At 71.2% G+C, this 12,697-nt stretch carries 14 protein-coding genes; 6 read left to right on the plus strand and 8 right to left on the minus strand.

What is annotated here, in order from left to right:
- Positions 1-55: 55 nt before the first annotated feature.
- The 3 genes from BMY97_RS01660 to ctaD all read right to left on the minus strand — a co-directional run bounded on the left by BMY97_RS01660 (position 56) and on the right by ctaD (position 3,948).
- Positions 56-820 carry an aminoacyl-tRNA hydrolase gene (locus BMY97_RS01660; protein ID WP_091611383.1) on the minus strand — a complete coding sequence of 255 codons (765 nt, stop codon included), beginning with the start codon at positions 818-820 and terminating at the stop codon, positions 56-58.
- On the minus strand, positions 817-2,046 hold the full coding sequence (serB, locus tag BMY97_RS01665) for a phosphoserine phosphatase SerB (RefSeq protein WP_091611386.1): 1,230 nt from the start codon (positions 2,044-2,046) through the stop codon (positions 817-819). The genes BMY97_RS01660 and serB overlap by 4 nt, the downstream gene beginning before the upstream one ends.
- A 129-nt stretch (positions 2,047-2,175) precedes the next feature.
- Positions 2,176-3,948 carry an aa3-type cytochrome oxidase subunit I gene (gene ctaD / locus BMY97_RS01670; RefSeq protein WP_091611388.1) on the minus strand — a complete coding sequence of 591 codons (1,773 nt, stop codon included), beginning with the start codon at positions 3,946-3,948 and terminating at the stop codon, positions 2,176-2,178.
- A gap of 139 nt (positions 3,949-4,087) precedes the next feature.
- Here ctaD and BMY97_RS01675 point away from each other — a divergent pair, with 139 nt between their 5' ends.
- The gene (locus BMY97_RS01675; RefSeq protein ID WP_091611391.1) at positions 4,088-4,918 is read left to right on the plus strand and encodes a phosphotransferase enzyme family protein; all 831 of its coding nucleotides are present in this window, start codon (positions 4,088-4,090) and stop codon (positions 4,916-4,918) included.
- Here the strand turns inward: BMY97_RS01675 and BMY97_RS01680 are convergent.
- Positions 4,911-5,654, minus strand: coding sequence for an alpha/beta fold hydrolase (locus BMY97_RS01680; protein ID WP_091612810.1), 744 nt, complete (start codon positions 5,652-5,654; stop codon positions 4,911-4,913). The genes BMY97_RS01675 and BMY97_RS01680 overlap by 8 nt on opposite strands.
- Here BMY97_RS01680 and BMY97_RS01685 point away from each other — a divergent pair.
- Positions 5,653-6,195, plus strand: a complete 543-nt coding sequence (locus BMY97_RS01685; protein ID WP_091611394.1) for a GNAT family N-acetyltransferase — start codon at positions 5,653-5,655, stop codon at positions 6,193-6,195. The two genes, BMY97_RS01680 and BMY97_RS01685, sit on opposite strands and share 2 nt — an antisense overlap.
- Positions 6,196-6,540: 345 nt before the next feature.
- Here BMY97_RS01685 and BMY97_RS01690 read toward each other — a convergent pair whose 3' ends face one another.
- Both BMY97_RS01690 and BMY97_RS01695 read right to left on the minus strand, forming a co-directional pair.
- On the minus strand, positions 6,541-6,846 hold the full coding sequence (locus BMY97_RS01690) for a hypothetical protein (RefSeq protein WP_091611396.1): 306 nt from the start codon (positions 6,844-6,846) through the stop codon (positions 6,541-6,543).
- Between the two features lie 501 nt (positions 6,847-7,347).
- Positions 7,348-8,472: an alkaline phosphatase family protein gene (locus BMY97_RS01695; protein WP_091612813.1), complete on the minus strand. Its 1,125-nt coding sequence runs from the start codon at positions 8,470-8,472 to the stop codon at positions 7,348-7,350.
- 729 nt (positions 8,473-9,201) lie between these two features.
- On the opposite strand from BMY97_RS01695, the gene BMY97_RS01700 reads away from it, so the two are divergent.
- Positions 9,202-9,405: an FmdB family zinc ribbon protein gene (locus BMY97_RS01700; protein WP_091611399.1), complete on the plus strand. Its 204-nt coding sequence runs from the start codon at positions 9,202-9,204 to the stop codon at positions 9,403-9,405.
- Between the two features lie 89 nt (positions 9,406-9,494).
- Here the strand turns inward: BMY97_RS01700 and BMY97_RS01705 are convergent, their stop codons facing one another.
- The gene (locus BMY97_RS01705) at positions 9,495-10,607 is read right to left on the minus strand and encodes a trans-sulfuration enzyme family protein (RefSeq protein WP_091611402.1); all 1,113 of its coding nucleotides are present in this window, start codon (positions 10,605-10,607) and stop codon (positions 9,495-9,497) included.
- Between the two features lie 59 nt (positions 10,608-10,666).
- On the opposite strand from BMY97_RS01705, the gene BMY97_RS01710 reads away from it, so the two are divergent.
- Positions 10,667-11,140: an Lrp/AsnC family transcriptional regulator gene (locus BMY97_RS01710; protein WP_091611405.1), complete on the plus strand. Its 474-nt coding sequence runs from the start codon at positions 10,667-10,669 to the stop codon at positions 11,138-11,140.
- A 112-nt stretch (positions 11,141-11,252) separates the two neighbouring features.
- On the opposite strand, the gene BMY97_RS48110 is transcribed toward BMY97_RS01710, so the two are convergent.
- Positions 11,253-11,576 (minus strand): hypothetical protein, encoded by a 324-nt coding sequence (locus BMY97_RS48110; protein WP_245787095.1) that lies wholly within the window; start codon positions 11,574-11,576, stop codon positions 11,253-11,255.
- Between the two features lie 288 nt (positions 11,577-11,864).
- On the opposite strand from BMY97_RS48110, the gene BMY97_RS46800 reads away from it, so the two are divergent.
- Positions 11,865-12,035, plus strand: coding sequence for a hypothetical protein (locus tag BMY97_RS46800; RefSeq protein WP_177231126.1), 171 nt, complete (start codon positions 11,865-11,867; stop codon positions 12,033-12,035).
- Between the two features lie 71 nt (positions 12,036-12,106).
- Complete coding sequence (locus BMY97_RS01720) at positions 12,107-12,691, plus strand: short chain dehydrogenase (protein ID WP_091611408.1); 585 nt, start codon at positions 12,107-12,109, stop codon at positions 12,689-12,691.
- Positions 12,692-12,697 lie beyond the last annotated feature (6 nt).

Consider the following 12,697-nt stretch of genomic DNA (forward strand, 5'->3'; position numbering starts at 1 on the left):
CCGGCAGAACCGCCGTCCGCCCGGCGATGTTCCGTGTCCCACCCCACTGGCCGGCTCAGGCGGGCTGCTGCGCCAGCACCGTGATCGTGCCCGGGTCGACCTCGGTGAACCCCGCGTCCCGCACCGCGACCACGCGGTTCTCGCGCCAGCCGGCCGCCGGGTCGTCCACCGGGCACAGCTCCTTCCAGCGGGCGGGCGACGGCGTGCGGACGGCCACGCGGTAGCCCCGCGCCGCCCACGCGCCCAGCTCGGCGTCGTCCAGTAGCGAAGCCAGGATCATCGTGGCGTGGCCGACCTGGGCGGAGGCCTTGCCGACGGTCATCGACACCTCGGGGTTGAGCAGCAGCAGCGGCACGCCCGACGGCGCGGGCCCCGGGGTGTCGGGCGGCAGCTCGCTGCCCGAGATCTGGAGCCGTGACACCTCTTTCGGCGTCTCCACGACCAGCCCGGGCACCAGCGCGCGGGCCTCGGCGCCGTCGACCTCGACGGTGATGCCCGGCAACGCCTGTACGGCCTGCCAGTGCGTGCCCCGCGCCCGGCGCGCGACCTTGCGGATGCGGTTGTCCAGCCACGCCTGCACCGGCTCGGCCCATTCGCCGCCCGGCTCGGCGCGCTCGTCCAGGCACACCGCCAGCGCGGCCGCGGCCGCCGCCTCGAGCAGCGGGGTCCGGCCGGGCGGCTCGGCCCGCTCGATGCGCAGGATCACCGGCATCGCCCGGACCTGGTCCGGCTCCTCGTCCGAAGTGTCGGAGGTGGCCTCGGCGGGCAGCCCCAGCCAGTAGGCGTACCGGCTGCCCAGCCGCTCCAGGACGTGGTTCACGGCCGGACCAGTTCCAGCCCGTCGGCCGCGTCGGCAGCCTCGACCTCCGCCCGCGTGACGCCCAGGACGAACAGCACGGCGTCCAGGTAGGGGTGCGAGAGCGCGGTGTCCGCGACCTCGCGCAGCGCCGGCTTGGCGTTGAACGCCACGCCCATTCCGGCCGCGGACAGCATGTCGATGTCGTTCGCCCCGTCGCCGACCGCAACGCACTGGCCCAGCGGAATGCCGTACTCATCGGCGAACCGGCGCAGCGCCGTCGCCTTGCCCGCGCGGTCTACCATCTCGCCGATCACCCGGCCGGTGAGCTTGCCGTCGACGATCTCCAGCTCGTTCGCCGCCGCGAAGTCCAGCCCGAGGTCGGCCACCAGGTGGTCGATGACCTGGGTGAACCCGCCCGAGACGACGCCGCAGCGGAAGCCCATGCGCTTGAGCGTGCGGACCGTGGTGCGCGCGCCCGGCATCAGCTCCAGCGAGGCCGCGACCTCGTCGAGCACCGTCGCGGGCAGCCCGGCGAGCAGCGCGACGCGACGCTCCAGCGATTCGGCGAAGTTCAGCTCGCCGCGCATCGCGGCCTCGGTGATCTCGCGGATCTCCGGCTCGGCCCCGGCGTACGCGCCGAGCATCTCGATCACCTCGCCCTGCACCAGCGTCGAGTCGACGTCGAAGACCACCAGCCGCTTGGCCCGGCGCGCGATGCCCGCGCGCTCCACGGCGACGTCCACGGCCACCTGGGACGCCGCGTCCGCCACCACGGAGCGCAGCTCGGCGTCGGCCGCCGGGGTGTCCTCCCCGACCGAGACGTACAGCTCCAGCCCGGTCACCGGGTAGTCCGCGACGCTGCGGATCGAGTCGATGTTCGCGCCCATGCCCGCGAGCCGCCGCGCGACCTCGGAGAACGCCCGCGCCGTCACCGGGCGGCCCATCATCACCAGAACGTGTGACGAATCGCGGCGGCCGAGCGCGAACGGGTCCGCGCCGATGGCGTCGCCGATCCGCACGTCCACCTCCATGCCGACGCTGGCCATCGCCTGCTCCACGGACTCCTGCAGGCCCTCCGGGTCGCGGTACACCCCGGCGAGCACCCCGAGCACGAGCTGTCCGCGGATCACCACCTGCTCGACGTCGAGCACGTCGACGTCGTGCCGGGTGAGCACGGCGAACAGCACGGACGAGACGCCGGGCTTGTCAGGGCCGGTCGTGGTGATCAGGACGGGCGTCTGGGTCACTGGGCTCTATCCCTCGTTCGGCACGGGCGGCGGACAACGATCAGTCTGGACTGCCGGACCGGGACACAAAAAGGGCGCGTGCCCGGCTTCACACCTGCCAGACACGCGCCTTTTCGAATTCAACGGGTCTTACTGCTCGCCCGAGTTGTCCTTGTCGTGATTACCGGGTATGAGGGTTTCGACCAGCTTCTGCGACGGCGTGCCGCCGTGGCGCGGCTTGCCGAAGAAACCGATCTCACCCTCGGCATGCAGCCGCTCGACCATGTGCGGATAGTGCAGCTCGAAGGCGGGCCGCTCGGACCGGATCCGGGGCAGCTCGGTGAAGTTGTGCCGCGGCGGCGGGCAGGACGTGGCCCACTCGAGCGAGTTGCCGTAGCCCCACGGGTCGTCGACCGTGACGATCTCGCCGTAGCGGTAGCTCTTGAACACGTTCCAGATGAACGGCAGCGTCGAGGCGCCGAGGATGTACGCGCCGATCGTGGAGATTGTGTTCAGCGTGGTGAACCCGTCGCTGGCCAGGTAGTCGGCGTACCGGCGGGGCATGCCCTCCGCGCCCAGCCAGTGCTGGACCAGGAAGGTGCCGTGGAAGCCGATGAACGTGGTCCAGAAGTGCCACTTGCCGAGCTTCTCGTCCATCATCCGGCCGGTGATCTTCGGGAACCAGAAGTAGATCCCGGCGAAGGTCGCGAACACGATCGTGCCGTAGAGGACGTAGTGGAAGTGCGCCACCACGAAGTAGCTGTCCGACACGTGGAAGTCGATCGCCGGCGCGGCCAGCAGGATGCCGGTCAGGCCACCGAAGAGGAACGTGACGATGAAGCCCATCGAGAAGATCATCGGCGTCTCGAAGGACAGCTGGCCCTTCCACATCGTGCCGATCCAGTTGAAGAACTTCACGCCGGTCGGGACCGCGATCAGGAACGTCATGAAGGAGAAGAAGGGAAGCAGGACCGCGCCGGTGGCGTACATGTGGTGCGCCCACACCGCGACGGACAGGGCCGCGATCGCCAGCGTCGCGAAGACCAGGCCCTTGTAACCGAAGACCGGCTTCCGGCTGAACACCGGGAAGATCTCGGACACGATCCCGAAGAAGGGCAGCGCGACGATATATACCTCTGGATGGCCGAAGAACCAGAACAGGTGCTGCCAGAGGATCACGCCGCCGTTGGCTGGATCGAAGACGTGTGCGCCAAGATGTCGATCGGCCAGCAGGCCGAACAGGGCCGCGGTCAGGATCGGGAACGCCAGCAGGATCAGAATGGCGGTGACCAGGATGTTCCAGGTGAAGATCGGCATCCGGAACATCGTCATGCCCGGCGCGCGCAGGCAGATCACCGTGGTGATCATGTTTACCGCGCCGAGAATGGTGCCCAGACCGGAGACGATCAGCCCGGCAATCCACAGATCCGCGCCGACGCCCGGCGAGTGGATCGCGTCCGACAGCGGGGTGTAGGCGAACCAGCCGAAGTCGGCGGCGCCACCCGGGGTCAGGAAGCCGGAGAGGACGGTCAGGCCGCCGAAGAGGTACAGCCAGTACGAGAACGCGTTCAGCCGCGGGAACGCCACGTCCGGCGAGCCGATCTGCAGCGGCAGGATGAAGTTCGCGAATCCGAAGAGGATCGGCGTCGCGTACAGCAGCAGCATGATCGTGCCGTGCATGGTGAACAGCTGGTTGTACTGCTCTGACGACAGGAACTGCTGGCCCGGCCGGGCCAGCTCCGTGCGGATGAGCATCGCCATCGCGCCGCCCGCCATGAAGAAGGCGAACGACGTGACCAGGTACATGATGCCGATCTGCTTGTGGTCCGTCGTGCGGAACAACCGCAGCAGGTACGAACCCTTAACCGACTCGCGCGCGGGATACGGGCGCGTTGCGATCGGCTTGGGGGCTACGGCCGTCACTCCTGCCTCCAACACTGAAACCTTGTGGTGGTCAACATCCGGGACGCCGAAGGGCCGGGCGCGGGCCCGATCCTGCGGCTAGGAGGGATCGTAGCCCTCGCTACCGACAGTCGCGCGCACCGGCTGGTTAGATCACCGCATGACCGACCCGTACACCGCTTCGGCGGTGGTCGCGGCCACCGCGGTGGCCCGCGGGCTGGGGTTGCCCGCGGACTCGCCGGAAGTGCTCCACGAGCGGTCGAACGTCCTGGTGAGAATGGGTCACGTGGTGGCGAGAGTGCCCGCGACGGCGCTGCTCATGCGCCCCGACGCGACGGCGTGGCTGGCCCGCGACGTGGCCCTGTCCGCCTTTCTCACCGAGCGTGATGTGCGCGTCGTCTCACCCACCACGGATCCCCCGGCCGGCCCGCATTTCGCCGAGGGCCTGCCGGTCACGCTCTGGCACTGGACACCGCACGATCCGGACCATCGGCACAGCCCGGGCGAGGTCGCGGCCTCACTCGCCCGGGTCCATTCGGCACTGCGCGACTTTCCCGGCGAACTGCCCGCCCGGGGCCCGTTCGAGGAAGTGGAGACGATGCTCCGGCTCCACGGCGACGTCATGGACGGGGCCGCGGACCGGATCCGCGCGGAGGCCGCCCGGATCGAGGCGGACCTGCCGGCGACGCCCGTGCAGGCGCTGCACGGGGACGCGCACCCGGGCAACCTCATCGCGACCGCGGACGGGCCGTGCTGGCTCGACTTCGAGGACAGCTGGCGCGGCCCGCTCGCCTGGGACCTCGCGATCCTGGCGAAGCAAGGAGGACCGGACCTGCTCGCCGCCTATCCGGCCGAAGTGGACGAAGCCGCCATCGCGTCGTATCTGCGGCTGCGCTCGCTCTTCGCCGTGGGCTGGCGGTTTCTGATCGCGAAGCGGTTCCCGCACCGGCTCGGCGAGGCCCGGGCGGCGCTGGCCGGCTACTTCAGCTGATCGGGTACCAGCCGAGGATCGCCTCGACGACCCCGGCCGGGTCCTCCAGCGGCGTCAAGTGACCGACGCCGGGAAGCACGACGAGGGTGGCGTCCGGCAGCGCGCCGACCATCGTGTTCGCCGCTTCGAGCGGGGTGATGGCGTCCTGCTCGCCGACGACCACCAGCGCCGGAACGGTGGCGTCACGCAGTGATTCCAAGGAATCCGGCCGGGCGCGGAGGGCGCGCGCGGCCCAGGCGACCCCGGCCGGCGGCTGCTCGTCGATCAGGCCGCGCACCCGCTCGACGACGTCCGGTGAGGCGGTCCCGGCCAGCAGGTTGGGCAGATTGGCCTCGGCGAGCCACCCGGCGACGCCGTCGTTCTCGGCCCGCTCCGCCACGTCCAGCCGGGCCTGCGCGGCTTCGGGCGTGTCGGCCGTCGCCTTGGTGTCGATGAGCACGAGGCCGCCGACGCGTTCAGGGGCAAGGCGCAACACGGCCATCGCGAGGTAGCCGCCCATCGAACAACCGCCGAGCACCACACGGTCCAGCTCCAGGCGGTCGAGCAGCGCGACGACGTCACGGGCGGCGTCGTCCAGGCTCGGCTCGCGGCCGGTCTCGGGCAGCGGGCTGCGGCCGAGCCCGCGCTGGTCGGGCGTGATGAGCCGGACGCGCTCGGCGAGCGGCGCGCGCACCGGGTCCCACATCCGGGCGTCGAGCGGGAAGGCGTGCAAAAGCAGCAGGGGCAGTTCGGTCATGCCCGCCATTTTGTCGGACCCCGGGGCTACGTTCGGGGATGTGCTGACGGAGATCAAGACCGAACGGCTGCTGCTCCGCCCCTTCACCGAGGCGGACCGGCAGGAGATGGTGGCCATCGAAACCGACCCGAGGACCAACCGCTTCCGCGTGAACCCGCCGGACGAGCCGGCCGCGCACCGGATGTTCGACGCCTGGCTGGCGCACTGGACGGAGCACGGCTACGGCTACCTGGCCGTCCGCGACCATCAGGATCCCGCCCTGCTCGGCATGTCGGGCGTCCGCCTGCGCGACTTCCAGGGCGAGAAGGTGCTGAACCTGGGCTACCGCTTCCACCCGTCAGCGTGGGGCAAGGGCTACGCAGTGGAGGCGGCGAGCGCCTCGGTGCACTGGGCGGAACGCGAACTGGCCCAGGCGCCGGTGCTGATCTCGGTGAACGTCATCAACAAGCCATCGCTACGCGTTGTCGAACGGCTGGGGTTCACGAACTACGAGGAGGTGACTGACGAGGACGGCGCAGTGGTCCGAAACTTCCGACGGTGACGGGCGCCTGGGTTACCGGGGTGGGGTGATTCGGCACCCGGTAGGCACCGGCTGGCCGCTTGTGACAGAACCTGGGTTGTGTGGGCGCCAGAGCTCTCGTCGCCAGGGGCGGCTTGACTTGGCGCAGTCCTCACCAGCGGCGGGCGGGGTCGTCACCAACGGCGGGCCAACCGGCAACTTTCCACCGACGGCAGATCAGCTGGCAAGGTCTACCGGCAAGTCGACTGGAGGTCCCGATCAAGGGCGAGTAGGCCGACGGTTCTCACCAAGCTGGGCTAACTGCCCAGGCCATACCGACGGCGAGTCGACTGGCGGTCCGTCACGGTGCGGTAACTGGCACGGTTCTCACCAGCGGCGAGTGGGCCGGCGGCGGCCGCGTGCGTCCCAGCAGGCGCGGTGCCAGTGGCGCCGGTCGGCGACCGAGCCGGTTTCGTCGGCGGGCCAGACCACCACGTGCGGGGTGCCGGGGCGGATCTCGTGGTCGCAGCCTGGGCAGCGGTAGGTCTTGGTGGCGTGGGCGCCGGGCACGGAGCGGACCAGCCAGTCCCCGTCCTGGCCGGACTCGGAGTGCGCCCAGCCGCTGGTACCGCCGACGTCGGGACGTTCGGCGCGATCGGGACGGTCACGCCCGGGTCGGTTACGTCGGGGCACACCGAAAACGGTAACCGGCGACTGAGCACGGCCGCGCGGGAGTCTCCGCCCGCGCGCCGAACTCCGCCCGCCAACAGGCGTCGGGCAACGGCACCAGGCCACTCACCACCCACAAAAGCCCGCCCGCCACCAAGCGCCGCCAGCCAAAGCCACCAGTCCACTCACCACTGCCGAAGCCCGCCCGCCAACAGCCACCGGCCAAAGCCACCAGCCCACTCACCACCCACAAAAGCCCGCCCGCCACCAAGCGCCGGACAACGCCACCACAACCAGTCCACACCCGCCGAACTCCGCCTGGCACCAAGCGCCGGGCTAGGCCAACCGCCGCTCTCCGCCCGCAGAAATTTGCCCACCTTCAGGCGCTAGGCAAGTCCCATCCGTGGAAACCCGCCTGTCGGCAGGCGCCGAGCGAGGCCGCCGGGCCATTCACCACCCGCAGAAGTCCCCCCGTTATCTGGCGGCGAGCAAGGCCACTCCGCACCTTCAGCGGTTCACCCGCGGTCAGCCCTGCGCGAGCGCCAACGGGACCAACTGCTCGGCCTCCGTCAGGGAGCCGTGCTGGCCGATGAGGGAGGACTCGACGGCCTCGGCCAGTTCGCGGACCAGGCCGAAAGTCCCGGTCGCCGCGGCGACGACGTCGCCGATGCGCGGGCGGACGCGGTCGCTCACCGGGTGGCCGAACCAGCCGCGTTCGATGGCCTCGTCGCGGGGCAGGACCCAAGCGCGGTCACCGAGGACGGTGCGCCACGCGGCCAGCACATCAGCCGCCGCGCCGGGCTCGGTGTAGACGTGGCGGGCCCGTACCTCGCCGCCGAACGCGCGGACGCCGGCGAGCAGGTCGGGAGTGTCGTCGAGGTCCAGCTTTTCGTCGACGGTCACCATCCCGTGATCCGCCACCACCGCCAGCAGCGCACCCGGCGGCAGACCATCCACAATGGACTCCACGAGCCGGTCGACATGCCGCAGCTGCATGCGCCACGCCGTCGAGCCGGGTCCGTACAGGTGCCCCAGCAGGTCGAGTTCGCTGTGGTAGGCGTAGCAGAACGAGCGTGACGACAACACGTCCAGTGTCCGCGCGGCCAGGTCGCCCAGCGCGTGCACGCCGGCGTAACGCGCGCCGCTCTGCGTCGCCCGGGTCAGGGCCGTGTCCGCGAATTCCGCCGACGACACCACAACCGCGTCGATCCCGGCCGCCGCGGCGCGTTCGAACGTCGTCGGCAACGGCTGCACCTCCCGCGGCGGCAGGGCGCCGCGCAGGTCGCTGCCGTCGGTGTGGGAACGCCAGCGCAACGCGTTCAGCACACCAATCCCGGGCATCTCGAAGGTGTAGCCGACCATGCCGTGCTCCCCGGACGCCAAGCCGGTGCCGATCGCCGCGACCCCCGCCGCGGTCGTCGACGGAAAGCCGACCCGCAACGGCCGCTTCGCGAGTTCCGCGAGCACGGGCGCGTCGGCGGCGTGTTCGGCGAGCAGTTGCCAGCCGAGCCCGTCGATGAGCAGCACGCACGCGCTGCTCGCGTCGGGCAGGGCGAGCGCGCTCACCTCCCCCGGCGCGCCGAGCGAGCCGAGCAGCGCCGGGACAACCTGGCCGAGGTGCGGGAGATCCGCAAGCTGGGGAACGTCCACCAGCACAGCTTCCCACCGGACGGCGCCGCCCGGACATCACCCCGGCAACGCAATCAGACCGGCCCCCGGCAACGCAATCCGATCGCCCGCACCTGCCCGGCGCCCACTTCCCCACACCGCCCCCAGGCCACACAGTCCGACCGGCCACCACCCACCCCGCTGCTTCCCACCCCACCCCAGCAACGCAATCCGATCGCCCACCACCTGCCCGGCGCCCACTTCCCCACACCGCCCCAGGCCACACAGTCCAACCGGTCACCGCCCACTTCCCACGCCACCCCGGCAACGCAATCCGATCGCCCACCACCTGCCCGGCGCCCACTTCCCCACACCGCCCCGGGCCACGCGATCCGACCGGCCACCACCCACCCCGCTGCTTCCCAGCTCTGCAGCGCAATCCGACCGGCCACCGCCCACCCGGCCAGCTCCCACGCCGCCCCTGCAATGCAATCCGACCGACCTTCACCAGTTCGGCCACAACCCACGCCGCCTCGGCGGCGCAGACCGACCGGCCACCGTTGGTCCGGCCCGTCTCCCAGGCAACGCAATCCGGCCGCCCGCAGTGAACCCGCTTCCCTCCGCTGCTCTGGGCGACGCTTGCCCACCGAGCACCGCCGCGGCCACCCGGGCGACGCAGCAGGCGGCCGACGTGGCCTGGCCGGAGTGACAGGCCGCCCGGACACTCGGGGGGCGCTTCCCTCCCGCCACTCCGGCGGCGATAATCCCGCCATGCCCACCTACGCCTACCGCTGCCGCGACTGCACCGGGACGTTCGAGCTGCAACGGCCGATGAGCGAGTCCGGCGCGCCGGCACCCTGCCCCGAGGGGCACACGGACACCGTGAAGCTGCTGACCACCGTCGCGCTCACGGGGTCGGCCGCGGCTCCCGCTTCCTCCGGCGGCGGCTGCTGCGGTGGAGGCTGCTGCAGCTGAAGAAGGAACTCAGGTGCTTGAGCCGGACGCCGACCGCTCGTCCGCGCCGCGATGACCGGCAGCCGCCTGGTGAGTGCAGGCCGGAAGCGTCAGCAGGCCTTCAGCGCCTGATCCAAGTCGTGCCACAGGTCCTCGACGTCTTCCAGGCCGGTGGAGAGGCGGATCAGGCGGTTGGTGATGCCGGCCTCCTCGCGGTCGTCGGCGGGGACCACTCGGTGGGTGAGCGAGGCTGGGTGCTGGATCAGGGTGTCGACGCTGCCCAGGCTCACCGCCGGCGTGATCAGGCGGACGGCGCCGATCAGGGCGTGCGGGTCGCCCGTCAGCTCGAACGCGACAAGGGGGCCGCCCAGTTTCGGGTAGTGCACGGTGCGGACTGCGGGGTGCGAGGCGAGCCGCTCGGCCAGGATGGCGGCCGTGGCGGACGCTGCGGTGACGCGCAGGGGCAAGGTCGCCAGCCCGCGTAGCAGCAGGTAGCCCGCGAGCGGGTGAAGCACACCGCCCGTTGCGAAGCGGATTTGGCGTAGGCGCGCGGCCTCTTCGGCGTCGCAGGCGACGACGCCGCCCATGACGTCACCGTGGCCGCCGAGGAACTTTGTCGCGCTGTGCAGGACGATCCGGGCGCCGAGGCGGCCGGGGCGCTGGAGCACGGGCGTCGCGAAGGTGTTGTCGACCAGCAGCGGGACCTCGCCGCACGCCGAGGCGAGGGCCGCGATGTCCAGCTCCGTCAGCGTCGGGTTCGCGGGCGTCTCGACGAACACCAGCCCGGTGTCCGGCCGGATCTCGCCTGCCACGTCCTCGGGCGCGACCCAGGTGACCTCCGTGCCGAGCAGGCCCGAGGTGAGCAGGTGGTCGGTCGAGCCGTACATCGGCCGGACCCCGACGATATGCCGTTTCCCTTGCGCCACAGCGGAAAGCAGGCACGCGGAGATCGCCGCCATGCCGCTGGCGAACGCGACGCCGTGCTCGAAGCCCTCCAATTCGGCCAGCGCCTGCTCGAACCGCTCCACCGTCGGGTTCCCGATGCGCGCGTAGATGCCGGTGACGTTGCCGCCCGCGGTGAACTCGTCGATCCGCCGCGCCTCTTCCATGCTGTCCCGCGAGGGGTACGTCGTGGAGAAGTCGAGCGGGGCGGCGTGCAGGCCCAGGTCGGTCAGGTCGTCCCGCCCGGCATGGACGGCTCGGGTTCGCAGCGCAGAAGTCATGCCACACAGACTCGGACAACGCACGGCGTCAAGGCAACGCTCTCGGATATCATTCGCCGATGACTGGATCCGTCGAACTGAGTCCGGTTGATCTCGACATCCTGCGCCTCCTGCAGAACGACGCCCGGATCTCCAACAAGGACCTGGCCGCCGAGGTCGGCCTCGCGCCGTCCACCTGCCTCGACCGCGTGGCGCGGCTGCGCGAGTCGGGCGTGATCACCGGCCAGCACGCGTCCGTGGACGCGGCGAAGCTGGGCCGTCCGCTGGAGGCGTTCCTGTTCGTGCAGGTCCGCCCGCACCGGCGGCCGCTGGTGGACCCGTTCGTCGAGCACCTGCTCGCGCTGCCCGAGGTCCGCGCGGTCTACCACCTCACCGGGCCGGACGACTTCCTCGCGCACGTGGCCACCAGCTCCGCCGCCGAGCTGCAACGCCTGGTGCTGGACGAGCTGACCGCCCGCGACGAGGTGGCGCGCGTGCACACGAACCTCGTCTTCCAGCATTGGAGCGGCGGGCCGCTGCTGCCCCCGGCGTGAGCATCAGTCGATCCGCACCTTGAACGGGTGCCGCACGTCGGCCGGGCACAGGAACACGTTGAGCACGCCCGAATCGCTGACGAACAGCCCGGTCTCGGCGTCCTCCTCGACGTCACAGCCACACGGCCGCTCGTCCTCCTGGGAGGCGAACGCCAGCGCCTGGCGCAGACGCTCCCCGCACTCGAGCTGCCACGGGTCCGCGGAGTACCAGGACGTCCAGCAGCCGGGCTTCGAGGATCAGCTCGGGCTCGGCGTCTTCGGGCTCCGGCGGCGGTTCGGCCACCGCCGGGACGTCGGCCGCGGTCCGCCAGACCAGCCGGATCGCCGGCCCGTAGTGGTGCTCGCTGTTGTGCTGGGCCGGGCAGAACAGCACCTGCAGCACGTCCGCCCCGTCCGAGCGGACGCCCGCCCCGTCCGAGCGGACGCCCGCCGACATGGCTTTCGCGCACCCCGCGCGAGCCCTCGGCGGGATGCAGGCGCACGGCGGTGCGCACGAAGCCGGCGAGGCCCGGGATCGGGGCGCCGTCGAGCGTTGGCAAGTCCATGACGGCAGGCTAACCGGCACCACCGACAACTTTGGAGCACAGCGCGAGCACCAAGCGCGACGAATCCTCTCGATCCGGTCGCGAAAAAGGCCCGCGCGCCATTGCCGGTAACGGACTCCCGCGCCGATCCGACCTCCCGACCACAATGGATCGCCGAGAACGGTACGGAGGCTGGAGCGATGACGAGCACAACGGGGCAGGCGGCGGATTACTGGGGCCCGCCAACGGAACCACTGCGCCTGCCGAGGCCGGCACAACGCCTGGACACACTGTGGCTGCTACTCGCCGCGCTCGCCGGGGCGGCCGTGATCGGGGCGATCTGGCTGGGTATCGCATTGGCGGCCGGCTGAGGCGCAAAACCGGTTCGTGAATTGCCGAAATCGGTGGCGGAACACCAGCGGAAAACGGTAACGTCCGGCCGGTGAAGATCATTGTGCTGGGCGCTTCCGGGCTCGTCGGCCGGGCCGTCACCGCCGCGCTCGCGCCGCGTCACGAGCTGGTTCCGGTCTCCCGCCGGAGCGACCCCAAGGCCGACCTCACCGACCCCGCGTCGCTCGACGAGCTGTTCGAAAACACCACCGCCGACGCAGTGGTCTGCTGCGCCGCGAACGTCCCGCTCAGGCCGCTGGCCGACCTCACCGAGGACCAGGTCCTGCAAGACCTCCACGGCAAGCTCCTCGGCCAGGTCGCCCTGACGCGCCGGGCCGCCGCGCGCCTCGCCGACGGCGGCTCGATCACGCTCACCGGGGGCACGTTCACCGAGCCCTTCCCCGGCAGCAGCCTGGGCGCGCTGGTCAACGCGGGCCTCGCCGGATTCGTCCGCTCGGCGGCCACCGACCTGCCGCGCGGGCTGCGGATCAACGCCGTCAGCCCCGGCTGGATCAGCGAAACCCTTGAGGCCATGGGCGAAGACGGCAGCCGCGGCACGCCCGTGGCCAGGGTCGCGGCCGCGTACACCGAACTCGTCGAAGGCACCGCGCAGGGCACCACCGTGGTCCCCGAATAGCCCGAA

It is taken from the genome of Amycolatopsis saalfeldensis (assembly GCF_900110575.1).
In the GTDB taxonomy this organism is placed as follows: domain Bacteria; phylum Actinomycetota; class Actinomycetes; order Mycobacteriales; family Pseudonocardiaceae; genus Amycolatopsis; species Amycolatopsis saalfeldensis.